The sequence below is a fragment of the uncultured Vagococcus sp. genome (assembly GCF_963518325.1).
Taxonomy (GTDB): Bacteria; Bacillota; Bacilli; order Lactobacillales; family Vagococcaceae; genus Vagococcus_D.
This window is the reverse complement of sequence record NZ_CAUQJB010000025.1, coordinates 43,616-70,174: the sequence shown is the minus strand read 5'-3', so window position 1 is coordinate 70,174 and position 26,559 is coordinate 43,616. Positions and strand designations below refer to the sequence as shown.

23 protein-coding genes and 1 other annotated feature are annotated in these 26,559 nt (G+C 39.5%); of the genes, 17 read left to right on the top strand and 6 right to left on the bottom strand.

Features of this window, described 5'->3' with window-relative positions:
* The first annotated feature begins 189 nt into the window (after positions 1-189).
* Positions 190-1,113: an Rpn family recombination-promoting nuclease/putative transposase gene (locus RWN13_RS17280; RefSeq protein ID WP_314066199.1), complete on the top strand. Its 924-nt coding sequence runs from the start codon at positions 190-192 to the stop codon at positions 1,111-1,113.
* A 69-nt stretch (positions 1,114-1,182) separates the two neighbouring features.
* Entirely contained in the window at positions 1,183-1,455 is a 273-nt protein-coding gene (locus tag RWN13_RS17275; protein ID WP_314066198.1) for a hypothetical protein, read from the top strand.
* Here RWN13_RS17275 and RWN13_RS17270 read toward each other — a convergent pair.
* Complete coding sequence (locus RWN13_RS17270) at positions 1,452-1,631, bottom strand: hypothetical protein (RefSeq protein ID WP_314066196.1); 180 nt, start codon at positions 1,629-1,631, stop codon at positions 1,452-1,454. The genes RWN13_RS17275 and RWN13_RS17270 overlap by 4 nt on opposite strands.
* Positions 1,632-2,574: 943 nt before the next feature.
* Here RWN13_RS17270 and RWN13_RS17265 point away from each other — a divergent pair.
* The 8 genes from RWN13_RS17265 (at position 2,575) to RWN13_RS17235 (ending at position 12,319) form a co-directional block, all read left to right on the top strand.
* Positions 2,575-2,853 (top strand): DUF3892 domain-containing protein, encoded by a 279-nt coding sequence (locus RWN13_RS17265; RefSeq protein ID WP_314066195.1) that lies wholly within the window; start codon positions 2,575-2,577, stop codon positions 2,851-2,853.
* 350 nt (positions 2,854-3,203) lie between these two features.
* On the top strand, positions 3,204-3,407 hold the full coding sequence (locus RWN13_RS23705; RefSeq protein ID WP_399553696.1) for a DUF2922 domain-containing protein: 204 nt from the start codon (positions 3,204-3,206) through the stop codon (positions 3,405-3,407).
* Positions 3,408-3,839: 432 nt separating this feature from the next.
* The gene (locus RWN13_RS17260; RefSeq protein WP_314066193.1) at positions 3,840-6,656 is read left to right on the top strand and encodes a MucBP domain-containing protein; all 2,817 of its coding nucleotides are present in this window, start codon (positions 3,840-3,842) and stop codon (positions 6,654-6,656) included.
* Positions 6,657-6,984: 328 nt separating this feature from the next.
* Positions 6,985-7,203, top strand: a complete 219-nt coding sequence (locus RWN13_RS17255) for a hypothetical protein (protein ID WP_314066190.1) — start codon at positions 6,985-6,987, stop codon at positions 7,201-7,203.
* A gap of 80 nt (positions 7,204-7,283) precedes the next feature.
* The gene (locus RWN13_RS17250) at positions 7,284-7,799 is read left to right on the top strand and encodes a hypothetical protein (protein WP_314066188.1); all 516 of its coding nucleotides are present in this window, start codon (positions 7,284-7,286) and stop codon (positions 7,797-7,799) included.
* Positions 7,800-8,165: 366 nt separating this feature from the next.
* Positions 8,166-8,726 carry a hypothetical protein gene (locus RWN13_RS17245; protein WP_314066177.1) on the top strand — a complete coding sequence of 187 codons (561 nt, stop codon included), beginning with the start codon at positions 8,166-8,168 and terminating at the stop codon, positions 8,724-8,726.
* A gap of 478 nt (positions 8,727-9,204) precedes the next feature.
* A complete protein-coding gene (locus RWN13_RS17240; protein WP_314066174.1) occupies positions 9,205-10,707 on the top strand; it encodes a helix-turn-helix domain-containing protein in 1,503 nt (500 codons plus the stop codon).
* A 127-nt stretch (positions 10,708-10,834) separates the two neighbouring features.
* The gene (locus tag RWN13_RS17235; RefSeq protein ID WP_314066172.1) at positions 10,835-12,319 is read left to right on the top strand and encodes a helix-turn-helix domain-containing protein; all 1,485 of its coding nucleotides are present in this window, start codon (positions 10,835-10,837) and stop codon (positions 12,317-12,319) included.
* Positions 12,320-12,722: 403 nt separating this feature from the next.
* Here the strand turns inward: RWN13_RS17235 and RWN13_RS17230 are convergent, their stop codons facing one another.
* Genes RWN13_RS17230 through RWN13_RS17220 form a run of 3 tightly spaced genes read right to left on the bottom strand, consistent with a single transcriptional unit; the run spans position 12,723 to position 15,192 of the window.
* Positions 12,723-13,913: a hypothetical protein gene (locus RWN13_RS17230; RefSeq protein ID WP_314066171.1), complete on the bottom strand. Its 1,191-nt coding sequence runs from the start codon at positions 13,911-13,913 to the stop codon at positions 12,723-12,725.
* A gap of 15 nt (positions 13,914-13,928) precedes the next feature.
* Positions 13,929-14,816, bottom strand: coding sequence for an ABC transporter ATP-binding protein (locus RWN13_RS17225; RefSeq protein ID WP_314066169.1), 888 nt, complete (start codon positions 14,814-14,816; stop codon positions 13,929-13,931).
* On the bottom strand, positions 14,794-15,192 hold the full coding sequence (locus tag RWN13_RS17220) for a GntR family transcriptional regulator (protein ID WP_314066166.1): 399 nt from the start codon (positions 15,190-15,192) through the stop codon (positions 14,794-14,796). The genes RWN13_RS17225 and RWN13_RS17220 overlap by 23 nt, the downstream gene beginning before the upstream one ends.
* Positions 15,193-15,541: 349 nt before the next feature.
* Here RWN13_RS17220 and RWN13_RS17215 point away from each other — a divergent pair, with 349 nt between their 5' ends.
* On the top strand, positions 15,542-15,982 hold the full coding sequence (locus RWN13_RS17215; RefSeq protein WP_314066163.1) for a hypothetical protein: 441 nt from the start codon (positions 15,542-15,544) through the stop codon (positions 15,980-15,982).
* Positions 15,983-16,212: 230 nt separating this feature from the next.
* Positions 16,213-17,925 carry an ABC transporter ATP-binding protein gene (locus RWN13_RS17210; RefSeq protein ID WP_314066204.1) on the top strand — a complete coding sequence of 571 codons (1,713 nt, stop codon included), beginning with the start codon at positions 16,213-16,215 and terminating at the stop codon, positions 17,923-17,925.
* A 291-nt stretch (positions 17,926-18,216) separates the two neighbouring features.
* Here the strand turns inward: RWN13_RS17210 and RWN13_RS17205 are convergent, their stop codons facing one another.
* The gene (locus tag RWN13_RS17205) at positions 18,217-19,119 is read right to left on the bottom strand and encodes a helix-turn-helix domain-containing protein (protein ID WP_314066161.1); all 903 of its coding nucleotides are present in this window, start codon (positions 19,117-19,119) and stop codon (positions 18,217-18,219) included.
* Positions 19,120-19,872: 753 nt separating this feature from the next.
* Between RWN13_RS17205 and RWN13_RS17200 the strand changes: the two genes are divergently transcribed.
* From RWN13_RS17200 to trpS, 3 genes are all read left to right on the top strand, one after another.
* Positions 19,873-20,115, top strand: a complete 243-nt coding sequence (locus tag RWN13_RS17200; RefSeq protein ID WP_314066159.1) for a type II toxin-antitoxin system RelB/DinJ family antitoxin — start codon at positions 19,873-19,875, stop codon at positions 20,113-20,115.
* The gene (locus tag RWN13_RS17195; RefSeq protein WP_314066158.1) at positions 20,108-20,254 is read left to right on the top strand and encodes a hypothetical protein; all 147 of its coding nucleotides are present in this window, start codon (positions 20,108-20,110) and stop codon (positions 20,252-20,254) included. Before RWN13_RS17200 ends, RWN13_RS17195 begins: the two co-directional genes overlap by 8 nt.
* Positions 20,255-20,950: 696 nt before the next feature.
* Positions 20,951-21,189 (top strand) — a binding site (T-box leader).
* An 86-nt stretch (positions 21,190-21,275) separates the two neighbouring features.
* A complete protein-coding gene (gene trpS, locus RWN13_RS17190) occupies positions 21,276-22,259 on the top strand; it encodes a tryptophan--tRNA ligase (RefSeq protein ID WP_314066156.1) in 984 nt (327 codons plus the stop codon).
* 99 nt (positions 22,260-22,358) lie between these two features.
* Here trpS and RWN13_RS17185 read toward each other — a convergent pair whose 3' ends face one another.
* Positions 22,359-23,699 (bottom strand): 6-phospho-beta-glucosidase, encoded by a 1,341-nt coding sequence (locus tag RWN13_RS17185; RefSeq protein ID WP_314066153.1) that lies wholly within the window; start codon positions 23,697-23,699, stop codon positions 22,359-22,361.
* Positions 23,700-24,026: 327 nt separating this feature from the next.
* Between RWN13_RS17185 and RWN13_RS17180 the strand changes: the two genes are divergently transcribed.
* Positions 24,027-25,727, top strand: coding sequence for a hypothetical protein (locus RWN13_RS17180; RefSeq protein ID WP_314066151.1), 1,701 nt, complete (start codon positions 24,027-24,029; stop codon positions 25,725-25,727).
* A 42-nt stretch (positions 25,728-25,769) separates the two neighbouring features.
* Positions 25,770-26,522, top strand: coding sequence for a MurR/RpiR family transcriptional regulator (locus tag RWN13_RS17175; RefSeq protein ID WP_314066149.1), 753 nt, complete (start codon positions 25,770-25,772; stop codon positions 26,520-26,522).
* Positions 26,523-26,559 lie beyond the last annotated feature (37 nt).

Genomic DNA, 26,559 nt, shown 5'->3' with positions numbered 1-26,559 from the left:
AAAAAGAGTCATTCCGTTTTTTTAGTGAAATAAAAGTTCACGGCCAAATAGAGTTCTGTATACTGGTCATGTTCGTCCGTTGAAAAAAGCGAAAAATCATGCTAAAATGTAGCTGTAAATAGGACGACGTAAGGGTTTGGGTATGAAAAAATTCTGGAAAGTAGGAGGTGTGAGTAAGGAGGAAGATACTTGGAGAAACAACGAGGGAATAGCCGTCCCATGGGAGATTTAGAAAACCGTCTATTGTTTAGCGATCCTAAAAATGAACGGGCGTTGATCAGTTTGATTAATGCCACCTTAGGATTGAAAGTCACAACAGCCCAAGTGATAGATGGCAAGACGATTCGGTCACGTGAAAAAAGAAGCGAGGCAGAGAAAGAAACAGTTTTGTATGTTAGGGAAGTTGATGTGTTGGCAGTATTGGAAAATCAGTCGAAGGTGATTGTTGAATTTCAAATGGCGCGACAACCATTTTATGGCAAGCGAGCCTTATTGTATGCGGTTAATCGTTTTTCACAGCAGTTGGACTTTTTAACAGACAATCAGACCAGTTCTTTGGATACGATTTATCCCGTCTACATTGTGAGCATTTTAGATCATGTCTATTTCCAAGAGGGAAACAGCGTGGTGTCAACATTTAGACTACTAGAAGAAGACCGCTTAGTGCCACTTTTAGATGATAGTAACCGAGAAATGTTGAAGTTGGTGTTTGTGGAGTTACCTAAATACACCGAAGGAGATAAGGCGCTAAGTTCATTATTAACTGATTGGTGTCGGTATTTTAATAATCAAGAGTTGACTGAGGAAGCGGATGAAGATGTGCGCTTTGCGCAACGGATACTTGCTAGTTATAAAGATAATAAGGAGGTACAAGTGATGATTGAAATGCAAAGATTGAGAGACATAGCCACTCGTGATGAGGGACGGTATGAAGGGAAGGAAGAAGGCAAAGAGGAAGGACTAGTAAAAGGACGCGAAGAGGGCAAAACAGAAGAGCAAGAACGTATAGCTATCAATTTGCTGAAATTAGGAATGTCACTTGAGCAAGTGAAGAAATCAACAAACTTGGGATTGCCAAGGTTACTTGAGCTAAGTCGGGAAATAAAAAATTAGCGCTTCCCTTGTTTCTGTCACGTAAACAAATAGTTGGCTAGTTATAAAGATAATAAGGAGGTGCAAGTGATGATTGAAATGCAAAGATTGAGAGACATAGCCACTCGTGATGAGGGACGGTATGAAGGGAAGGAAGAAGGCAAAGAGGAAGGACTAGTAAAAGGACGCGAAGAGGGCAGAGCAGAAGGTCTGGTAGAAGGTCGAGAAGAGGGCAAAACAGAGGAGCAAGAACGTATAGCTATCAATTTGCTGAAATTAGGAATGTCACTTGAACAAGTGAAGAAATTAACAAACTTGAGATTGCCAAGGTTGCTTGAGCTAAGTCGGGAAATAAAAAATTAGTGTTTCCCTTGAGTTCGCTCGTCTAAAATGATTTGCTTCCCCGCCAATCCCTCAATTGCTCCTACTGTTACTGGAAGTTGTGGCAATTGAGGGATTGGTGTTTGGTAGGTTGCGAGTAAAAGCAGAATAATCCCTAATATTGGGATAAATCGCCCTAATCTCGAAAGTGGTGGCAATTAATGAGCCCATCATATTTGGCGTAACTGTTATGATGAATCTGACGAGTGATTGAGTCTACTAGCCCTTCTTTTGAGTGCCGGATAATATTGCCAATTCAGAAGAACAGGCATTGACGACGGAAGTAATCAATAGTGGATAGTAACGATGGTTAGTCAGTAACTGTGTTGTGGATAACCTGTGGATAAGTAAATGGTTACTTAATAGTTGAGAGGAGATTGAGGGATCCTATTCAATTTCTTTGGTTTTGAAGTATTACGGCAATCTCGTTCCCATCCTCAGTTGGATAATAGGCGAGGACTCAATGGTAACTAGGTTGAAGTTCGAAAATATTAGAATTTACCTGGTCAGCTTGAGGGAGTCGACCGTTTCGACCCATTTATTCTAAATTAAGAAAGCCTATCACTATCTCTATATTCTAGTTGAAGTCTCGCCTAGCTCGTCACCCACTACATAAAGTTCATTTTCCTAAAGACTTCACGTTGTGTTATCTTATCAACTTCGGGTGGCTCTTTGTAGCCCCTTGTTTATAATTCCTTCCATTATTCGATAGGGATAAGGGGCTTCGTAGTGAAACAATAAGAGCAACTGCTGCAATTCGCAAAGCTTTTTTTCAACTGCTATCCACACGTTGCTTAAGAAGGACAAAAAAAGCATTAGAGTCTCCCCATGAACTCTAATGCTAAGTGATAAGATGACCAGTCTCATCACGTAGTGCTATGCTTATGTTGCAACGTAAGGCTTTATCAATATCTGAATCACAATATTGACTTCATCGACTAACTACATTCTACCATGATGGTGCTTTATTATTTTTTCTTTTTTTTACACTAGTGCAAAAAAAATGTTTCTCCAGACGGTGAATGCCCCTAGGATGCATTGAGCGAGCGTTGTCATTGGCGATAAATCAACTTTATGATATGATAAGTTTTCAGTAAAGGGGTGAGGTTTCTGATTGAACAAATTACGCATATTCGGATAAAAAACTCTGAGTCATTTGGATCGGAAAATATTATTGAAGTATTGTTGGCATCTGGTGAAAAAAGATCGATTAAAACAATCATCAGTTATTTGAGCCTGGGAGAAAAGCATTATTATGTGAATGTACAACAGCAGATTGTCTATGTAGAGGCGGTTCATCCTTTATACAAAAGTTCCTATATTCGCTCCTGTGATTTTGCTGGGGTTATTGATAATCTGATGAATTTGCCAAGATTTTAAGCTATTTTGAAGGACTAAAAATTAGACACCCACAGTTTCTGTCCTTAGGGAGAGGGACTGTTTTTTTGTATCGGAATGTTGGAGATAAACAAAGGCACGGGTGTTTCGTCCTGAAAAAATCAAGTCCGACAACCATGTGCCAAATCAGGTGTCAATCAACAACCAAATTGTCAGCTATCTTCAAAGATCATCAAATAACTAAAGAGCCATGTGAGTTTCCCCCGGTGTCACTTGGATTTTCGACGGGGGAGTAAGACATTCATAGCCACGAGGTTATTTAGTTGAGTCTCTAGGTGCTGTCCGGAAACACCCCAAAAAACAGGTACCACTACTTTTTTTGATGTTTCGATATTAGACACAATTTTTTTTATGAAGACGGTCAGCCAACTAGTATTATTCCGCGAATCGAAGACAAAAACTTAACGCCGGAGCAAGTCAGGTCCTTTATGGAAGAATTGATTGCTTTGGAACTGTTTACTCATAAGAGGCAGATGAAATTTACTTCTATTGATAAGGCGAAATATGTGGATAACAAAGTGACGCGATTATTTTAAGGGTCAAAAAGCATGGGGGAGCTCATGCTTTTTTGTCGGAGAGGAAAAATGGGAACTAACTAATGGCACTAGTGACATGACCAATTGTCTAAAATTAATCTAACAATCAAATATCAGGGTATGAAACAAGTTAATTTGAGAACCAGAGGAAGAGGCACCGATTTTAGGAACTAGTTTGTTCAAAAATCAGGATTAACAGGATATTTCTCTTAAATAAAGATCAGATAATGACAGGAGAATAAGTCTTTTTTTATGTTTAACATTCCTTAAAAAATAGAAAAGTGGCGGAGATAACCGTAAATTAAATAGGCTATCTTGAAATGACAGGGAGTTGAGTTTAGCGTAAACTTTTAAGAGTAGAGACCAAGTGGGTCTCGATAAACGGAAATCATTAAAAAAAAAAGAATGGTTTAACTGGGAGGAAGCAAACAAATGAAAATGGATAAGATAAGTCGCTGTGTGCTGATTATAATGGTTATGCTACAAGGGATGTTACCAACACTAGCGGTGGCTGAGAGTCAGGAATCCCCCAGGGAAACCGTTCATTTAGTATCAGCCGAGATTATATCTGAGCAGAATGATACCTTGAGACTGAAGGGAACAGCCTTTAGTCAGGAGGAAAGCCGAGAGACGGTGACTCTGAATGCTCAATTAGAAGCGAGTAGTGGTGACTTGCTGGCAATGGATGGCCAAGTGATTGGCAGTTATCAGGCAGCTGACAGCCTTCTTGAGTTAGTTATTCGGGAAACGCCAGAGCGTCAGTGGCAACTGGATCTGAGGGTTATATTAGGGGATCAAGAGAGTGTGGAACTAACTCATGGTGAGAATCAGTTGGTAGCAGTCTGTCCTCCTATGGAAGAGACCGAAACGACTCAGTCAACTGAGTATTCAAGTGAGGTTGACTTTTCAGAAGAAGTGAGTGACCCTTTGGAACCAACTCTGGAGTCAGAGAGTTTTCTTTCAAGTGAACCTGTTGAATTGTCAGATAGTTTAGGCACAAGAGCGACTCATTCGATCAAGAACTACCCGGGTATTAACTTACTGAATCAAATTGGCAGTGAAAAATTACCAGCTACTTACGGTTTTGTTCCGAAAATGAATGGGGAAACGGTGGTCTCTGTGACAATTGCCGATGGCTCTCCTTATACGGTAGAAGGAAATCTCATAACGGTGACCCCAAAAAATCAAGACGCGATTGAGGGAACGATTTATTATCAAAATATTGGGTCTTATGAGAATCGGCTGATGGATGTTAGTGTGAAATTTGTGGCAAAAAAAACATCCAAAATAGTGATCAAGGATGTGGGGTACTACAATTTGTACAACCCAAAAGTGGCAGGAATAGCCGAAGCTAAAATAACCACATCGTTTATTGACCATGAGACAAAGCTACCCCAAGCAGTGAGTGGTAATTTTACAATCGATAATATTAATAAGGCCAAATACCTTGGCTTGGATCTAAGTCAGTATTCTCGTATTTACGCTATGAATGATTCAGTGGTGACTTACGATGATAAAGTGGCTGGAATCAATTGGTTGTTCGCCACTAGAGATGATAAGGGAACACCACAAGTCCGTCTAACCTTTGCTTACGACCAGAAAAAAGAGCTGTCATTTTCAATGAAGGCTTTGTTTTCAAATGGAAATACAGCTGGTCAGTTCGGCGTAGGTTACGCGACGGCCAGTTCAATGGTCAATCAGGAATTAGCGCCAGCCCTTAAAACCGGCATGACAGGAACAGAGCCTAATACAAAGGAGTTGTTGTACACAATTGATCAGGAAGTCCCTTTTCAAGCAGTTCCTTTAGGTTCTTTTAGAATAGAAGACCAGCTGAATAAGGTGTTAAATGTGGACCCGAAGGATGTGCGAGTGATGAAAGGAACAGGGGAACTTGTAACTGAGGGGTTTGATATTACGGTCACGGAGGACAATCGACTATCGGTTGTAGCCAAAGCAGAGACGGTCAATGCTGTAGGGTTTGCCAATAACCGTTATAGCGTCTCAATATATGGTCAATTGGACACGGATAATTTAGAGTATCATGAGATGATGACGAATGGAGTCGTTCATGTGCCGAATCAAGCCACAACCTATGTTGAATTGGATCTGCCCAGAGATAGTAATCAAGCCTTCGCCTACTTACCTGTAGCCAAAGGAGAGGTCCACGTTCGTCATGTGGATGAGGCCCAGAATGACATTCAACCGAAAGAGGTATTAAGTGATTATCCAGGGCAACCTTATAAGACGACTCCCCTAGATTTAGCAGGTTTTGAGTTGTTGGAGCAACCCAGTCATGCTGAAGGTATCTTTACGGCAAAGGCGCAGGAAGTTCGTTATCTGTACCGGGATCAGTCCTTAAGTATACCGGAAGTTGAAAGTCAAGATAAGATAGTGGAAATTGGGTTGCAGCAAGAGTTTAAAGGTGCATTTAATTGGCAAGATGAAGCCTCACCATGGGTCAGTTTCTTTTATGAACTGGATGAGCAGGCCTATGACATTTCAACTGAGACAGAGAATGCTCCTGTGGGGTCTCTGCATCAGCAACCATTAACCATTCCCAAAGAGCAGTTAAAGCCAGGGATTAACTATGTGACCATTTATGGTCGAAATCAGGGCAGTGTGATGTCCAATAAGCTAGTGATTGAGATTCATGTCTTGACGACGCTTAAAGTTGTTCATCGGGATTTATATGGTGAGAGCATCGCGCCAGACCAATTAGTGAAAGGGTTAGTTGGTCAGACTTATGAAACCCAAGGGGAAGACCTTAAAGGATTTGAGCTACAAGAGGTGCCGGAAAATGCCGCTGGTATTTTCGGTTCAACGGATAGTGAGGTGGTGTATACCTATAAGGGAAAACGCCATGTTAAATCAACCGACACCAATTTTGGCCGCCAGAGCTTAATTCTAACGGGGCAACAAACAAGTCATTCTCTAGAAAACACGGTAATCGAAGTGACTGATTTTCTTAAGGAAGAGTGGCAATTGCATCTGTCAGTGGCGTCGCCTATGGCAAATGACCAAGGAGAGCTGTTTAAGGGCCAATTGGAGTTTGGTACGTCTGAAACTAGCATCCTGTTAGATGAGGAAGCTAAGCCTATTCATAAAAGTTCCCTTGACCAATCGGGGATCTATGAATTAGAATGGCAAGCCAGTAAGGGGGAAGGCATTAAGTTAACCCAATACCCAGGGAATCAAATCGGGGCCTATAAGTCGATCTTGGCTTGGCAAATCGTGATTGGTCCGGAATAATTAGTAGGACGAATGAGTGTAGAGAAAATGAAAAAAAGCTTGATGTTTGTGGAAAAAATATCTGAAAAGTCAAAAATAAGGGTTTATAATTCTTTAAAATGAAAAAGCGGTTTTTAGGTGACAATCAAGGGTGATACCATGGTAAATAAGGGGTTTTGAGATTGCTAGAGGTTGCGGCGAGGCCAGACTATTAAGAAAAAAAAGAAAAAAATAGCTGAAAATAAGCTTTTCATAAGCTGATATAAGAAATGCGAATCTCGTTCATATAGGTTAGGATAAGAGAGTAGAGAAAAAGAACAGATAGAGTGAATGGAGAAACGAAAAGACCATGAGAGAAACTAGTTGCTGGGGAGATGGCCAGCTATTCAATGTTAGTTTTACAACGAAGGAAAAACAACAGTTAAATAGAATGATTGTGGTGGAAAATCCAAGGGATAAAGACGATATTCGTTCGTTCTTTCTGGTGTCATTTCCTAATGTTCAGCGGATTGATTACATAGACGAGTGTGAAACGGTCTTATTAATGACAAGTCGTGACCTGAGATAACTAAGTGTGAAAGAGTTAACCAGCAGAAAATGTGCCATAGCGAAAAAAATGAAACACATAAAGAGAGGGGTTCCTGTACCATGATGTATGGCTTAATAAATTTAGCAGAAGATAAGAGGTTAGAGAAAGATAAGGGGAAATATCTTTCTGAAACAGATCTCGTGATAAGGAAGGACGTCAAGTTCGATAAGTTGATTTCCTTGCAAACCGATACAAAAAAAGGAACAGGAGCTCTCTCTAATCGAGGCTTAAGAAGTGCCATCTTGTTCGAATTGTTCAGTGACTTAATAGGGCCTGATATGATGGCTGAGATGGAAGATCAAATAGAATTACCAAGGGAAGAATTATTGGGATCGATGTATCTCCTTCTGACTCGTAATCACCGGTGGTATAAAGAGTTAGAGGAATCAGCCCAGCTTCTGGCCAATCAGGAAGTTAAGCCGATTGGCAGACCGTCACTATCCCTTGAGTTAATTGAAGCGATTCAGTATTATCGGGAGAAGAAAAAAATGAGTTACCGTGAAATTTCAGATAAAACAGGTGTCAGTTTAGGTTCAATATTTAAATATTGTAACAAGGAAGAGCAAGTGAAATAAGAACACGTTCATTAAACAAGAGACACGTCATGCCGAAGATCACTGGCATGACGTGTTTTAGTCATTCCCGTATACTCCCTCGCTCTTAATCCTTAACCATAAGCAAGGATCCAACTTTTCCTTTCAGATCAAGAAAGGAAAGTCGCGAGGTTTTATGAACGGTTCAGAGCGTCTAAACATTTATTTAGAAAAAAAGCTGACAAATAAAAGAAGGGTTGTTTAGACTGCTTTTTGAAATGAGTTTTTGAAATACTTATCGTATGATAGAGGTACCTAAGTAAATAAGTGCAGGACGTGATATAGCTGAATTTTGACAGGGAATACGGGCTAAAGAAACAATCAATAATAAAGAAGGTAGATGGTGACGTGAAAATAGGGTACACAGTGCAAGGTCAAGCTGAGCAACAACAGCTAATACAAGCTGGGTGTTGTGAGGTTGTGTCAAAAAAGGTCTGCCTTTCAGAAGTGGAAAGTTTTGAACAGTTTATTATGGCTAATCAAGATAAGGCGATGGTAGTGGTTGGACTTTCAAGTATCGGCAATAAATTAACCTCGATCGAGTTATTTTCAGTGTTAACGTTAATTCAGAAAGAAAAGCTAGATGTGACTTTTTTAGGGGTCCAGAAGCTTTATGACATCTCATCTCAGGTTTATATGAAAATTATCATTCAGTTGGTTCAGCATGATAAAGAAGCCATGAGTTTACGAACCATTGAAGGGTTAGCCAAATCCAGAGAAGAGGGGGTTAAATCTGGCCGACCAGCTATTACCCCTGACTTAATTAGCAAAATAAATTATTATCGAGAGACCAAAGGGTATACTATCAGAGAAATAGCTTATGAGTGCAATGTTTCCACTGGGACTGCTTATAAATACTCTCGCAAAGAGAAATCAGTAGAGCAGTCCTTGACGAATCAGCTAGGATAATTGTTAGGTGAAAGAGTCAATTCTTTTGTTTTTCAAAAATGGCGGAATAAAATAAGGGTATTTGACAAACAAGGGATCGGTAACTAGATGACCTAAGGGAGTCCTGATTGAATTGGTAACTCGGTCAGGTCCTTTTTTGGGGTCTATACGTAAGGGATCAGAGCAGGAGAGAGTGAAAAATTAAGTGGAAATCGTTCATAAAACTAGTGTTTAATCTTCTGGATTATGAAATGATATCAAGCTGATTTCCATGTATCATATAAAGGTGTTCATAATGGTAGGTGTTTATTTAAGTCGCAAATCAGACATGAGAAGTTGCTAATGGGAAGGCAATTTCAAATAAGGGGAAAAGCCTGTCTCAAACTATCTGTTTATTAGAGTTATTTATTGACCCGGATGAAGAAATTACTTCTGTATACTTGGTTAAGTAGAGAAGAACGGTGTCGGTTGCCAATGGGAAAAGTGAGGGGCTAAAATTATGAAAGCTTTATTAGACACACTGGAAGTAAGAGCGATTGAATTTTTAACAATCTTGTACTCAGAAGAAAAATGGTGGACGGAAAAAGAGTTATCGGAGATAGTGGGTTGTTCACCAGATACGACGTACCGAATGATTGGTTATTTAAAACAGTTTGCTTTGACTCAAACGAATGTGTTTGAAGTAATCACTCAAAAAAATAAAGGCATCTTTTTAAAAACCACAACGGTTCATTCGATTGGTGAAATTGAGTGTCAGTATATTATGGGAACATTGGGCTTTAAGATTATGGACAAGGTGTTTCAATCAGATGAATTAGTGATCGATGATTTAGCCGAGATGTTTCACGTCTCCAATAGTACGATTTATCGCAAATTAAAATCGATTAAACAGTTTTTAGAACTGAATAACTTGTCCTTTAATATGAGTAAATTAAGGGTTGAAGGGGAAGAACATTTAATTCGTGAGTTTTTCTATCGGATGTACTGGTCGGTTATCAAGGGGAATAATTGGCCTTTTCAACAGAGTTCTTTTGATGACTGGCTAAAGATTTATGAGAAAAAAATCACGTTTATTGGGTTGAATTTGACTAGTATTGAACGTCTGCAATTTTTCTACCGCTTGTCTATTAATCTAGTTAGGCATAACGGTGGTAATTTCCTTGTAGAGGGTCCTGACAAAGTGTTAATTGACCCTTTCCACGAAAAATATGCAGCGGATATTAAACACTTTATGCCAGACAATATCCCGTCCCACTATTTCACGAATGAAGTGACCTTTTTATCCTTAATACTAGTCTCAAATCCCATTTTTGAAGAAAAATATGGGGATTACCAAGTCAAGGTTACCTGGCACGAGGAAAGAAAGACACTTCCGTATGAGTTTTCGATTAATTTATTACGAAGCATTAGAAAAGAGTACAATAACATCGATTTTGGGAATACCATGAGAGTGCTGTACAAGCTATTGTGTACCTCTTTGTATGCCATCATCTTTAGTCCTTTAAAGATCCATTATACTGACACACGGGTGTTTATCAATAAATTTGCTGAAGAAAATCCGCATTTTTATGCGACGATTCAACGGATTGTGGCGGCAGAATCTGCCAAAATGGGAAAAGATGTGCCAGATATGGATAAAGAATATTTATTGTACACGATTTTGTTAATCTTTAGTGATTCAGTTAACATCGGTGAATTAGAAGAGCGGTTATATGTGAAGTTGATTTGTAATATCGAACCCTTAAGTGAGTCTTATTTAAAACAATTGCTTGAAAATACCACTCACTCGCGCTTAGTGATTCATACAAGTACAACCAGTGATCCCTTAGTGAATGAGTATGATTTATTTTTAACCGATATGGCGATTAAACAAATTGGTCATGTTCCAGCTAAAAATGAATACATCTGGGATTTTCCCCCGACTGAGCGAGATTGGAACAATATTGTGACACTATTAGACCGAACCTCTGTTGCCAATCAGACAAATGGTCTGGCGATTTAAAAGACTAAGCAGGCGCTGGTATGGTTTACTTAGTCTTAACTCTATTGGTTAATTAGTTTGTGACCCCTGCCTAATTTGCGTATCCTATGAGCATCTATGAGCAGCTAAAATGAGAGGTGGGAGTCACGTGAAAGTACTTTTGGATACATCAGAAAATCGGGCAGTCAAAGGACTAAACACCCTTTACTCCATCGAAAAGTGGTGGACGGAAAAAGAGTTGTCGGTTGTTTTGGGCTGTTCGCCAGATACAACCTATCGCACGATAGATAAATTAAAATTATTTGCCCGTGAAGAAAATCAGTGTTTTGAAATTGTGACGCAAAAAAATAGAGGGATATTTTTGAGTATCGATCCGAATTACACCATTCGTGAAATAGAGTCCTTGTATTTTTCAAAAACCTTGGGCTATAAAATGTTGAACCTGATTATTCAGTCTACGGATATGACAATCGATGGACTTTGTACAAGCTTAGCGATTTCCAGCAGTACCTTGTACCGTAAACTTAAAAAAATTGAGCTGTTTCTCAAACATAATTCGATTCACTTTAATATGAGTACCTTGAAAATTAGTGGCGAAGAGCATCTGATTCGCGAATTTTTTTATCGCATGTATTGGTCAGTGGTTAAAAGTAATGATTGGCCTTTTAAAAATGTCTTATTAGCAGATTTAGAACAAGATTATGAGACTAAAATGATGGTCATGAAACTGAACTTAACGACGATTGAAAAGCACCAATTTTTTTATCGTTTGGCGATTATTCATTTGCGCAATCAGTCTCGTTTTTTTCTGGAGAGTTCGGCGGAAATTCAGTTAATTGCCCCCTTGCATACGCTTTATGTTGCTGAAGTGGAAGCCTTTATGCCCGACTCGACGCCAGAGGCTTATCGATTGATTGAAGCTACTTTTTTAGTCTATGTCCTTGTGTATAATCCGCTATTTGAAGAACCTTTTGGTGATGATCAGCGACAAGTTGTTTGGCATCACTTTAAGGGAAGTCCGGCGTATGACATGGCTCGCCGTTTATTTAAACAGCTGACAAAAACCTTGCCCAATTTAAGGATTCATAGCCAAACAAAATTGCGATACAAGTTGCTGTGCGCCAGTTTACATGTTGAGTTGCATAAAGCTCTGGTCGTTAATGATCACGATAATCAGGTCTTATTACATAATTTTTCATTGGAGCACCCCTATTTATATGAAACAATGGATGACTATCTTGAAAAGGAGCTCATCAATCGGTTTGGCAACCTGACCAAAGTGGGCCATGATTTTATGATGTTGACGATGTTACTAATATTATACGATACGACAAATATTGCTAGTTTAAAAAAAGAAATAATGGTAAAAATCAGTTGTTTTATCGAACCACAAAGTGAAACCTATTTAAAGGAATTGATTAATAAACGATTTCATCAAAATATTGTGGTTCAGACCAGCCTTCACGGAGAAAATCTAGGGAGAACATATGATTTGTATCTATCGGATTTTCGGACGATTGAAGCAGATACGATTAAAGCGACACATCGTTATGTCTGGGATTTTCCGCCGACTGATCGGGATTGGACCAATATTGAAGCGATTATAGCCAGTGTCTACGAACGGTTAAATTGAGTGAGGAAGATGGGTATTCTTTTCTCTAAACTGTCTGAATGAATAACAGGAAAAAACAAGCTGAGAGGGGATTTTCAGCTTGTTTTTGCTTATAAATAGGCCATGATAAAAATAGGTTTCCATTAGGACCTTACATCCTGCCCAAACTCGTATCTTAGGCGATGCATTTTTTCACCGAGTAACACATTTACTTGGGATAAGTTTTTCAAATTGATCGTTTTTGATGTCTCTAAATTGACGAATATTAACGAAATCAAACTGTAAAGGTTTCAAGGTGGATAACTCCTTTCAATGGATAAACCTATGGCGTAATGATGAAAGAAAAAGATTAAGAAAGAGTGTATGGTCACAAGTGAGTATAAGGATTTCTTAAAAATCAAAGGGGCAATCACTTTTTTTACTATTAATGCAAGTCACCTTGAACGCCAAGTGAGGATTTTTTGCCAATGTTAATCCTACGATAGATGGTCAATCGACCAATGAGGTAAGCAATCATAAGCGTTAAAATAGCTTGCAGCAAAAGTAAGCCAATCTGCCGTTCTTCGGAGATCCATTGAGAGGCATTAGTGGCAATTAGTGTATAAAAAAGGAAAAACACTAATACAGGTTGGCGCAATGAATCAAACAATAAGTACTGACCATTATTTTCCAGTGAGGCCTGTTTGAACCAGTAAAGACCCATGATAAGTGTGCTGATGAACACTGCTGATAAGACAATAAAAACACTGACAGGAGCACTGATATTATTTAGTTCAAAAAGCCATTGGTTGATGGGGTTAACGACAAAATAGTCACTATCATTGACTGTTTTACCTAGAATATGGCGGTTAAAAAGAGTGAAAAGTTCGGTAAATCCATTGGTAAAGGCCATAAAACTTAGCCAAAAACCAAGAATCGTCATCACCCCACTGATCCATTCGCCTAGGAGGAGTCCGATAAAACTGCTTATGGCATAGATTGTTAGGAAGATAAACACAGTTGATAAACTACTATTGATTAGCATCCCTAGCGTTCCATTGAAATAGTGACTGGGAATGCCTCCCAAGAGAATCAGTATGGTGACTATTTTCCCAGCAATAAAACTGAGTCCAAGAGTGCCTCCTACCAGCAGGTGCTTGTGCCAATAGAGCTGTTTTTTAGAAAAAGAACTGCTAAACAAGAGGGTGTTAAAGTTGGTTTTTAAATCAAAAAAGAATAAACTAAAGCCAGTAATGATGCTGATTGCCACAAAGAAAAGAGGGCTTTCGGAATAATAGTCACTTTGGTTTGTTTTTAACCCTCTACTGTCTTGCCAGCGAGGGGTCCTGGTGTTGAAAAATTGCAGTCTTTGGTCACGAAAGGTGGTGTAATCGTCTGTCATCACCGTCGAGTTAGTGGTATCGTCAAAGTAGAGTTCGTATTGTCCATTTTCGTCAGGGCTAAAGTTAAGGGATTGTCGTTCATTCTCAGGTCGATCAGCAAGTTGCTGAACGCTCTGCCATTCCTTAACACTGGTGATAGTGAAAAAAAGGTTGGCAGCGATAATCAGGCCAGCAATAGCAGATAAACCTTTCCAATAGCGAGTCAGCAATAGCTGAATTAATTTTTTATTCATTAGGTTTCCTCCAAGTTATGTGATGAGTTGGTAATCTTGTTCATCTATTAAATTGACGATAAATAGGTCTTCAAGAGATACGGGTAGTTCTTCAAATAAAAGGGGCTTAAGCAGTTTGACTTGTGTCAGTAAGTCTTTTGATAAGTTGCTAAAAATTCCGGTAATCACCCGACCTTGTTGGCTGATAATCGTGCAGTGCTCTTGAATTAGTTCAGGAATGTCTGATCCTTGAAAAACCATTTGAACTTTTACTGCAACTTTGCGGCAATTTTCCAAATGATAATCGTTGATAATATGTTGGTTTTTTAGAATCACAGCTCGCTCAATAAGATTTTCTAATTCTTTTAAATTATGGGAAGAAATCAAGAGGGCTAATTGACGTTGACTAACTTCCTCAAGGATTAAACGAATGACTTGTTTTTTGATAATGATATCTAATCCATCAAATGGTTCGTCTAATAAAAGATAGCTGGCACCAGTTGAAAAGGCAATAATAACGTGAAGTAAACCCTTCATGCCCTTTGAGTAACTGCGGTAGTGATGCTTTTCTGGTAATCGATAAGTGACTAGGTATTGCTGGTAGTTTTCCTGATCGAAGTTTGGGTACAGCAAGTGGTAGTAATGGCCAATCTGCTTAGCTGTTAAGCGGTTCAAGGGATGTTCCTGCTCATCTAAATAGAAGAGTTTTTGGTAAGAGGATAAGTCCTCTGAAAGAGACTGACCCTCAATGGTGATGGCACCAGAATCAACTTGATAGTGATTAGCAATGGTTCGGAAAAGTGTTGTTTTTCCTGCGCCATTACGGCCGATTAAGCCGCAAATCTGACCGGGATAAAGAGTGAAGTTAAGATCAGAAAAAATAGTTTTGCCATTGATTTGTTTACTTAAATTTGTTAGTTTCATGATGTCCTCCAATACTTTGAGCTGCTTCGGTCACCCAAGCTTTAATATCTGCTTCACTGAGATTTAGATAAAGGGCTTCAATGACGAGTTCACTCATATTTTGTTTGAGCTGTTTGAGTTGACGTTGATCTGGTTGGCTGTTTACCTTGTTAACAAAGGTTCCCTTACCACGAACGGTGATGATGACCTCTTGTTCTTCTAAGGCTTTGTAGGCTTTACTGACGGTATTGGGGTTCATCAGTAACAAGCTTGCCATCTCTCTAACTGAAGGGATTTTTTCCCCAGGAAGGTAAATGCCGTGAAGAATATCTTCTTTGATACCTAGGATGATTTGCTCATAATAGGGTCTCATGCTGCTTTTATCGATGATGATCATAGGTCCTCCTGCTTAACGGGTGTATTATGTGTACTAGTATACATAGTACAGCTTAAAAAGTAAAGTTCTTTTTTTGAAAATAAGTGGATGATAATCTTAAGTTTCTTTCTGAAAAAAACATAAAATTTGCAGTGGTCTTTGCATTTTTCGACTGTTGTCAAAGGCTCATCAAAGGTATCTTATAGGTATAGAGTTCTTACTAACTACCAAAAGCGTTGTTCTTATTAAGTTCTAAAAGACAAAGCAGCACTCTCTTCTGATGACGAGGATAATCTAGTGGAACTATCTAGTTGATTAGCTAAGGCGATGGACAAAGAAAGACAATTAAAATGAAAAGGCGGAAAGAAAGATGACTTTAAGTAACAGTAGTGATTTGTTGATGTATGGGGCGGATATCATGACAGAGACAGGGATAGACTCTCAAGTGTTTTGTTTTGAGAGTTACTTAACGAAAGAAGCGTGTATCACTCTTATTTTGGACTACTATCCCAATGGAGCCGTCATTGAGGGATTAACTGAGTTAGGAACTACCACCTTACTGAAGTCTCAAGTTGGTGAAGTTGGCATGTTCATTGAGGAGTTGGATCGTCAATACCAATTGATTGTCAAAGGGAATAGTCCCTCTAAAGTTGAAGAGTTACGTGATTTATTGAACAAGATGGACTTGGCGTTACATGAGACGATGTTGAGCGATAAGGCCATTCGTGACATTTGTTTGGCTCAAGAGCTGTATGCCCAAATTATGGAAGCCAAAAATCAGGCCGTTGAATCTGGTAGCTTAACTGAGTAACAACTAGTTCTTCTGACTCGATCCTCTAATCGAATTGGAAGAGCTTTTTGTGTATCTTGGCTTCGTCTGGATTTCTTGACTAATGACTATTAAGAGCATACAGTTAATTTAAAAGAAACGATCTGCCAATCAATGAGAAAGAAGTGTCTAAGGCCTGGATTGTCGGACAGATGCGTTTAGGATAGGGAGTGGTGTTGGTGGAGAAGGAGAGTCAGAGTTCAGTTTTTAGTATGCTTCGTTTTGTGTTTAAGCGAGTGTTAAATCAGTGGCCGTTGATTGCTTTTAGTTTAGGGTCTCTAGTGGTGATAGCCTTTCTTGAATTTAGCATTCCACAACTGACACAGCGAATTATTGATGACATAATTCCTAGTAAATCAGTGTCTCAGTTGCTAATCACTATTGGCACCTTGTTAGGGTTTGCTTTAGCCTTAAGTGTCCTTAGTTATGTTTCAACCTATGTCATGAGCCGTATTAGCCAGACGGCAATTGTGGAATTACGGGAAGATTTGTATCACCACGTGTTAAAACAGGATTTCAATTTTTTTGAAACGCAAAAAACAGGGGATCTCATGACACGTTTTTCAGGGGATATTAAAACGATTCAAGATTTGATTTCACCGAACACCTTAAAGCTGTTTAGCAATGTCCTCACATTTATATTTGTACTGGGATTTATGTTGACCACCGATTGGCGCTTAACCCTGCTAATTACCCTGACATTTCCCTTTTTATATTTGCTGAATTTCTATTTTAGCCGACATATTAAAACGGCTTTTCGCCAAGTCAGGCAGTCTACAGCCAAGATTAACAATCAGCTGCAAACGAGTTTAACCTCGGTATTATTAATCAAAAATTTTGCCACTGAAGAATTTGAAACAGAGCGTTTTGCTGGGATTAATGACGAAAATAAACAGCATTATTTAAGGGCGATGCGGTATCAGAGTCTGTTTTCTCCATCCATTGATTTTATTAATTATGTGGGAATGGCGATTGTGTTGGGATATGGTACCCTGCAAGTCTTTCGTGGTGAATTAACGGTAGGGAATATCGTGGCTTACTTGGCCTATTTAAAGTTGCTGCAAAACCCCGTCCGTTCATTCACTCAAATGGTGAGTCGTTTCCAACAGTCGCTGGTTTCCTATGAACGAATTATGGACTTGTATCAAGCGGAGCCAGAGATTGTTGATGTGGCAGTTCCCTTGGTATTAACAGGTCTTAAGGATGAGATCCGATTTAATCATGTTGATTTTAGTTATGAAACGGGACAGCCAATACTGGAGGACGTGACCTTCGTTATGCCTCGCGGTCAGGTAACGGCCTTAGTCGGTTCTTCTGGTTCAGGAAAAACGACGACTACCCGTTTATTGACACGTCTTTATGACCCAACTGGGGGTGAGGTGTTAATCGATGGTCATGATATTCGGCAGTATTCCATGGCGTCATTACGGCAGCATGTGGGGATTGTGTCTCAAGATGTGGAGCTGATTGATGGAACTATTCGGGAAAATATCATGTATGGGACGCCAACTGCTTCAGAAGAGGAACTATTGATAGCCGTTATGGCGGCGAAACTAGCTGAGTTTATAGAGGGCTTACCGAAAGGCTTTGAGACTCAGGTAGGTGAGCGTGGAATTAAATTATCGGGTGGCCAAAAGCAACGGATTGCTATTGCCCGGGTGTTCTTGAAGAACGCACCGATTTTAATCTTAGATGAGGCCACTGCTTCTCTTGACAACGAGTCCGAGCGTCATATTCAAGCTTCGTTGGATAACTTATTGGAACAAAAGACGTCGTTGGTCATTGCCCATCGTCTCTCGACGGTTTTAAATGCGGATACCATATTAGTCATGGATAAGGGGCGGATTGTGGAGCAAGGGAATCATGAGGCACTATTAGCCAATCATGGCCGTTATGAGGAACTGTATTTAGCCCAATTTAAATAAGTCACGCTAAAAGATGGGGCTGTGACCGGGTGATTGAGATATCTTAGGAAGTTTGTTGTTTCTTGAATAAGAAAAGGCCCTCAGTTGAAAAGACTGAGGGCTAAAGGAGTTGGGCTACACTTGGAAATGCCTTTCCCAGTGTAGCGAATGAAAAAGTGTTGCTAGGGTTGTTTGTTGGTATAGGTACATAATACTGACTAAATGTGAATTAATTGTGAGAAACAGTGGGCAGAGTGTTGAAGCTTGTGTAAAGAGTCTGAGTCCATGAACTAAAGGGTCTGTATGTTTAATTTAATCTAAGGGACCGGTGTTTTTAGGTGAGTGACGTAACCTTTTTTCGTTTAAGCTTCGGCCGTCATGGGCGATGCTTTTAAGCGTTTCAGCCACTTGAACAAATTTAATGGCATCATCGATTAATTCGTGGTCTTGGAGGACGATGCCTTTTAACAGGAATAATTCGTCCAAGAAATAATAATTTTTTAGGCGACTACTCCAAGAGATCCCCTGGTTAATGATACTCAATGCTTCTTTGTAATTACGCAAGTCGATGTAGATCGTGGCAATGTTGTAAAAGACTTTAGCCAGTTGATTGTCATGACGTTGTTTGGTTTGGTTGTAAAAGGCATTCATACTGCGCTTAAGATAAGACATACCAAGGGTCACATTACCTTGATTCGCCGTGATTTTCCCTATTTCACTTAGGATGATGATTTCCATGTCACTTAAATGCTGTTTTTGATTGCTGTAAGTGAAATTTAGGCTCTTTTTTAAGGTCTGAAGGGAGCTTTGGTCATAAGGATTAAAAAAATATTGGCAACAAGCCTGATAAAAATAATATTCCTGTTGTTGTTTATTAGTTGTCAGTGTCTTAAAGACATTGGTTTCTTCCATAATTCGCGTTAATTGTTGATATTGGGTGCTCTGATGATAAAATTTGAGTAACTCCAGCCATTCATTGCTGTCCTCGGATTGATTGCTAGACAATTCATACTCAGTTCCAAGAATAAAATCCAATGAGACCTCAAGGCGATCGCATAGTTGTTTCATCAAAATGACACTAGGAATGACTTCATTATTTTCAATCCGACTCAACATAGCTTGTGAACAGATGTCAGCGGCTAACTTTTTTTGAGATAATCGTTGTTCGAGTCGTGTTTCTTTTAGAACGGTGCCAAAATGAAATGAATTATACATGTTTAACAACTCCTCAATCTAAGTATCGTGTCACTGATGTCATGTACAGTCTAAGGTAAATATTAGCGCCAAGCAATGATTTTGAACCGAAATTAGTTATTTTTCTGGTAACCCTACGATAAATGGACGAGGTATAACTATTTCCACCATCAATTAAATTAATGAAAGATGAAGCGTTATACACAAAAGATAGATGGGCTAAGTTTTCTAGTCAGTTAACGAAAACTTATAAAGACTTAGAGAGCTAGCTAGCTCAAAATAATGACCGTAAGGCAAACGATAAGCTTATTACTCAAGCTGAGGTGAAGCCTTTCTAAAGGCGCTTAAGGATGTTAGACTTTTAGTTAAGGTTGACTGCAAGCAATACCGAAAGTCAAGTCTAGTGGAACAGATAGTACTGATGGTAAATTGCCATACGCGGGTGAAATCGACTTTATCATGGCTTTGTTGGTAGGTGTAGAGGTGCTACTAGTTTGTGGCTTAGTGTATTTAGTTAAGAAACAGAAAGAAATGATTTAGATAATGTCACAAAATAAAGAATACAACTCTAATTTTTGTTGTTAGCCTCCAGAAGAAGAGCTAACTTTGAGTGGTTTACAGCATGAAATCGTTGGTATGACAACGGTTTCATGCTATAATGTTATCTAGAGATGTCGCGAATTTACAGATTAACTCTCACTCTTACTAGTGCAAAAGGTGATCTCACCTCGCTAGTACGAACGAGTGAAATATATAGAAAAGGGGTTGATAGCTTTGGATATCCGTTTACCAGAAAAGGAATCACAACAAGCCGAAAAACTGTTTGCCGACTATGGGCTAACGGTGGAACAAGCTGTTGAGTTGTTTATTGCTCAAAGTTTAGAGAATGGTACGTTACCTTTTATTCCTAAAATTAAGCCTAAGAATAAGATTGTATTAAAGTCTAATGGAAAAGGTGGAATAGTTGTTCCAGACGACGCTCCAGAAGATTTTAAGGATTGGGTAAGAAATGGCTGATTATTCAATTTACTTTACTTGGTTCGAGTTTGAGGGCAACAAGGAAGAAGGTAAAGAAAGGCCAGTAGTCGTCATTGATAATGATGAAGACACTTATGTATATGAAATTATGGGTGTTTATTCTGAAAAATCAAAATAGGATTATCTACCTTTATCTGAAAAATACTTTAAAATCAAGGATTGGAAAGAGGCAGGCTTAAAAGTTCAATCTTATATTGACGTATCTAGAAGTGTTGAAGTATCTTTTGGGGAGCTTTTTAACTCACCTTATAGTGGCCAATTATCTAAACGCGATGTTATCGGTTTGCTAGCGAAAATCGCTCTTTACAACCTCAATCACTGAATGACAACATTTTTTGTGCCTTTTACACTCTCCTTTTTGCGAGAGTGTTTTTTTGATATTAAAAATAAGACTTGCAAAATGAAAGTTTTATAGATTAAGCCGTGGAGTTAATTGTTTTCTTTTATCTAATGGTCATTCCAATAAATAGTAGTTTGCGGGCCCTTATCTATGTAGCAGAGGTTATTTTTTTAACAGAAGGAAAAAAGGAGGTATCATCCTGTAAGCGGTTTACTCTTATTGTGTATTTTAGGGTTAAGTTCGGTAATTTGCGTTTTTTAGATTGGTTGGTAAGTATGGCTATTAAAGTATTAGGCTAAAATCCTTTAAAAAAAGGATGATTCGCTAAACTCTTGAAAAAAATAGGGAAAGGTGTAAAATAGAAGATAATCTAATTATCGATAACCCGTCAACTAATTGGCACAACAAGTGTCTCTGAGGTATCAACCAAAGTTGAGCCTGTGATGAGGAATCGTTAACAGCAATTAAATAGGCACAATAGTTGAGATAGAGAAGAGTAGCTTAAGTAAGGTCTAAAGAGAGCGAGTGGTGGTGGGAACTGGCGGCTAAGATTAAGTGAATGGGCTCTAGAACTGCAACCCGAAAACAGTAGGCGTTGCCGTGATTCTTCACACGTTATCAAGGAAGACCCTATTGTTTGATAGGGGAGTGAGAGAGTTTGCTTAGTTAAGCGACTAACTGGGGTGGTACCGCGAAGTCAATTCGTCCCTACATAGAAATATGTAGAGAGGATTGGCTTTTTTTGTGTCTTAAGGTTTCATAGGCAAAGAATCGTCGTAAAAAAAGGAGAGTGTGTTGAATGTCTGTTGTATTTTCAGGAATTAAACCAAGTGGTGAATTAACCTTAGGCAATTATTTAGGAGCCATGGCTCAGTTTTTAACGTATCAGGAAGAGGAGGCTTATTTTTGTATCGTCAATCAGCATGCCATTACCGTGCCCCAAGAGGCGGCTGAGTTACGTCAGCAAACCCGTCGTTTAGCAGCGCTGTATTTGGCAAGTGGTTTAGACCCGGAGAAAGTGACTATTTTTATTCAGTCAGAAGTGCCGGCTCATGCTCAGTTGGCTTGGATCATGACGACCTTGTCACAAATGGGTGAGCTGGAGCGGATGACTCAGTACAAAGAAAAAGCTGGGGGCTTAAATGAGTCGATTCCAGCCGGTTTGTTGACCTATCCCCCCTTTATGGCAGCGGATATTCTGTTATATCAAGCGGATGTGGTGCCAGTGGGAGATGATCAGCAGCAACACTTAGAATTAACTCGGACGTTGGCACAACGCTTTAACTATCGTTTTGGGGAAACCTTTAAACTGCCAGTGGCGGCTGTTGCTAAGGAGACCACCCGAGTGATGTCCTTACAGGATCCTTTGAAAAAAATGAGTAAGTCGGCTGAGGATAGTGGGACGATTTTATTACTGGATTCACCAGCCGTCATTACTAAAAAAATCAAGCGAGCTGTGACGGATTCGGAAAATAAATTGTCATATGATCCAGAAAGCAAACCGGGGGTTAGTAATTTGATGGCGATTTACGCTAGTATTAGCGGCCTGAGTTATGCCGAGATTGAGCAGAAATATGCCGATATACCAGGATATGGTCAGTTTAAGTTGGATTTAGCGGAGTTAGTCGTTGGTTTATTGGAACCCATTCAGCGTCGTTATGGCGAGATTATGGCTGGGGATGAGCTAGACGATATGTTAACCATAGGGGCGCAACGGGCGTCACGGGTGGCGAACAAGAACTTACATCAGGCAGAGTACGCCATGGGATTATCTCGGAGATAGCCTGTTGAAACCAAAAAGAACCAGAAGGGACGAGGGTCCCTTCTGGTTCTTTTGGCGATATAGTTCCTATTAAATCGTCCAATGGCACTATCTGTCTGATTATTTAACAGGATGTATAGAGTTATTAAATTGTGGTAAGTGTGGTGCGTGTGCTTCTAGCATTTCTTCCATGACTTCTTTTGCTACGTTTCCGCTAGTAATCAGTGGGTTCATGGTGAAGGCTTGCATTAAGGTGCCCCGATCGCCTGTAACAGCGGCTTTAATGGTTAATTCTTCCATTGATTTCATTAACTGCAACAAGCCGCGGATTTCTGGTTCAAAGCTGCCGAAGGTAAATGGTACGGGACCATTACCCGTGATCAGGCAAGTGACTTCAACTGCGGATTCATCTGGTAAATCAGTAATCGTGCCGTTATTCCGTGTGCTGACCGTCATCACTGTGCGCTTGTCGTTGTAGATCGAGTTGATGATCTCGCAAGCAGCATCGCTGTAACGGGCACCGCCACGTTCGGCTAATTGTTGTGGTTTGTGATCTAATTCTGGGTCTTTGTATAAGTCGAATAGTTCAGCTTCAATTTGTTTGACTTTTTCAGCACGGGTGCCGTTGTTTTTGAAGTCTTCCAATTCATCTGCCAACATTTTGTCAGTCATGTAATAATATTGGTGGTATGGGCAAGGAACCATGTGTAAGTTTTCAACTTGTTCGTAAACATAACTGTTGTCTTGGATATTAGCAACGATGCTCTTACCGCTGGCATCTTTACCATACATGCGATTGATCAGTTCATCTGTTAAGTTAAGGCCCTTATTGTCAGTAACCGTGTGCCAGTGTAAGTGATTGATACCAGCAAATTGGAAAAAGAGTTCTTTTTGATTGCGTTCTAAGATTTCCGCTTCTTCAAAAACTGCATTGACAGGAATGTTACATAGGCCCACGACTTTATCCCAGTTACCGTAACGTAAAACGGCTTCTGTGACCATGCCGGCAGGGTTTGTAAAGTTAATTAACCAAGCGTTCGGGCATAATTCTTTCATGTCTTCCACAATGGCTAAGATGACTGGCACCGTTCTAAGAGCTTTAAAAATACCGCCAGCGCCGTTGGTTTCTTGACCAATCATGCCGTGGCTAAGAGGAATGCGTTCATCTAGGACCCGTGCGTCTAAAAGTCCCACACGCATTTGAGTGGTTACAAAATCTGCGTCTTTCAAGGCTTCGCGGCGGTCTAAGGTTAAATGAACCTCACAATCGATGCCTGCTGCTTTAACCATCCGTTTGGCCATTTCTCCGACGATTTCTAATTTTTCTCGTCCAGCTTCAATATCCACTAACCATAATTCTTTAACGGGTAATTCGGCATGACGTTTAATAAAGCCTTCCACTAGTTCGGGGGTGTAGCTTGAGCCGCCTCCGATAGTAACAATTTTCAATCCTTTTGACATAATATGGGTCTTCCCTTCTGTTGGTTTATAGTGCCAGTATACCGTGATTTAGTGACTGAGGCATCTTTTTCAGGCAAATTGGAACAGTGTGATAAAGAAGGAATTTGTTACATAAAAAAACAAGGTGTTACATTGGCTTCTTATTTTTTTCTTAAAGATCTTTGAAAGTTTACAGAAAGTTCATAATTGGTTGATTTTAACTGGTATACTTAAGAATAAGAAAACTTATCATAAGTTTTTAATCATTAAGGTTTATGATGTAGATGAAGAGAAATGGTTTTTAGTGTTTATGATAAGGAGTTAAGGAATGGAAGGAAGATGGAATTTATGAAAAAAGTATTACACCATCGATTTTTGCCGGCTATTCTGATTGTTTTTGCAGCTTTTGTCTTCATTATTCCTGCTATTATCAGTAAGAGTATGATTGTTGGTTCTGACGGCATGTTTCATTTTAATCGATTTTATGAGACGGCAATGCAAATAAAAACCGGTAATATCAATTATTATTTATCCTTGTTTAGTTTTCAGCAGTCAGGCCGAATTGTCAATGTGTTTTATGGGCCCTTAGTGGCCTATTTTAACGGCTTATTAGTTCTGATCGCAGGCAATTGGTTTCGATACCAGTTGTTGTCTAATTTTTTTATTTATGTGGTGTCGGGATTGTCCATGTATCTCTTACTAAGAACGAACAAGGTTCGCAAGGAATACAGTCTGGCCATTGGGTTAATCTATATGACCACTTACGCGATTCAGTATTGGACCATCAGACAAGGCTTTACCAGTTGGGGCGCTAGCTTTTTGCCCTTGTGTTTAATTCCGTTGCGCCGGATGGTAGTTGACCGGGATATCCATTATCTACAGCTGGCTCTTTGCATGGCATTTATGGTCCAAACCCATGTCTTCTCAAGTTTGTTGTTGGCGGGAATTTACGTGCCTTTCTTTTTATATGCATTAGTTAAAACAGAGGATAAACCTAAGTTGCTTAAAAAACTATTTGGTGCGATCGGTCTCTTTTTTGTGCTTACGGCCAATATTTGGGTTAATTATCTCGATTTATACAGTGTTAACGATATTTTACCGCCTTTTGTTAATCGCACCATGGAGGTTAATACCATAAATCAAAATAGCAGCTATTGGTTGTATAACCCAGCCCTATTAGTTGGTCTGATGCTCTTTCAGCTGATTTATGTGATCAAAGGATGGCGTCGCTTTTCAACAGTGAATCGCTTAGTAACGGCTACGAGTGTGTTCTTTTTAGTCTGTTCCACCAGTTTAATCCCTTGGCAGTTTTTGTTGAAACATGAGGTTCCTTTTGTCAGTTTGATTCAATTTCCTTTTCGTTTTTTTGTTCCCTATACGGTGTTATTGCTGGTTTCTTTTGGATTGACTCTGGAAGAGCAGGGGCTGACTGCCAAAAAGGCCAAACCGTATTTAAGGTTAGGGGTGGTAGCTAGCTTAGTTCAAGCCTTTGTCTTGATTAGTGTTAGTCTCAGTACTTGGCAAGAGGTCAATGTAAAAGATTTAAGCACTAGGCATACCTTGTTTATGGCCGATTCAAATCAGGTTAAAGCCTCTTTTTTTGAGTCAGATATGTCAAAAAGTTTAAGCTATTGGCAAAAATCAACGCCTGACTATTTACCCATCCAAGGAAAGGTTCATGGAAATAAATACGATGCCTACGAGCGGTGGATTATCGAACCGAATACTGAGTTTAAGAAAACCGTTCAGAACGATCAATTACTAGTGGAATGGATTGGAACCGAGGAAAAAGAGGTGGCGGTTCCGATTGTGAAATACCAGCAAACGGCGTTAAGCCAAGATGGGCAAGAGTTGCCAGAGTCGGCGTATTCTCTCAGTGAGATGGGGACTGTTTTATTTAAGCAAAAAATTGGCGAAAACAAACTATTGGTCTCCTACAAAGCCCCTGTATATGTCCGCCTGGCGTTATTGATTGCAACCCTTGCTTGGGTTGTTGTCTTTGGAGGGCTGGGCTATTGGTTGGTTAAACGTCTGAGAATCCATCATTAGTCTGTGTTATAATAACCCTAATAACTGAAGGGTGGGCTATGAATGCTTTTTTTGGACAGAACCCCAGATTTAACGCCAATCGATTTAGATATATACAAATATGTGGTCAACCACTTGGAACAAGTTTCTTATATGCGGATTCGCGATTTAGCAAAGGAAACCCACACGAGTACCACAAGTATTTTGCGGTTTTGCCAGAAATTTGAATGTGAGGGATTTTCCGAATTTAGAATTAAGTTGCAGCTGTTTTTAAAAGATAAAAAAACAGCTGTCACGCCAGTGGATGAAACAGCCTTTATTGATTTTATTAAGCGAACGACGCAAGAGGCTTATCAAGAGCAAATCATGAGAGCCGTGGATGTGCTGAAGGACAAGGAACTGGTTTTATTTATTGGTGAAGGGGCCTCCAATGTGGTGGCTGCTTATGGTGCCTTGTATTTTTCCTCTCTGTTTACCTTGGCTTTGCGAATCGAAGACCCTGAGAATTATCCTGTGGATTTTTTGGCGGAACGTTTATCAGATAAGATTTGCATCATTGCCTTGTCTGTTTCAGGTGAAACCCCTGAGATTATCGAGTATTTGAATCATGTTAATTTTGGTAAAAGTGCCAGTATTTCCATTACCAATAGCGCTAAGTCCACGATTGCCAAGTTATCAGATGTGAATATTCCCTATTACATCGAACAGGAATCCATGAACACCGCCAATATTACATCTCAGGTACCGGCCATTTACACCTTGGAGTATTTGGCTAAGGAAGTGAAGAACTTCTTTAATGAAAACCCTAAGGCTTAACGGTCAAAAACAGCTTGTCACATCTCTGTGACAGGTT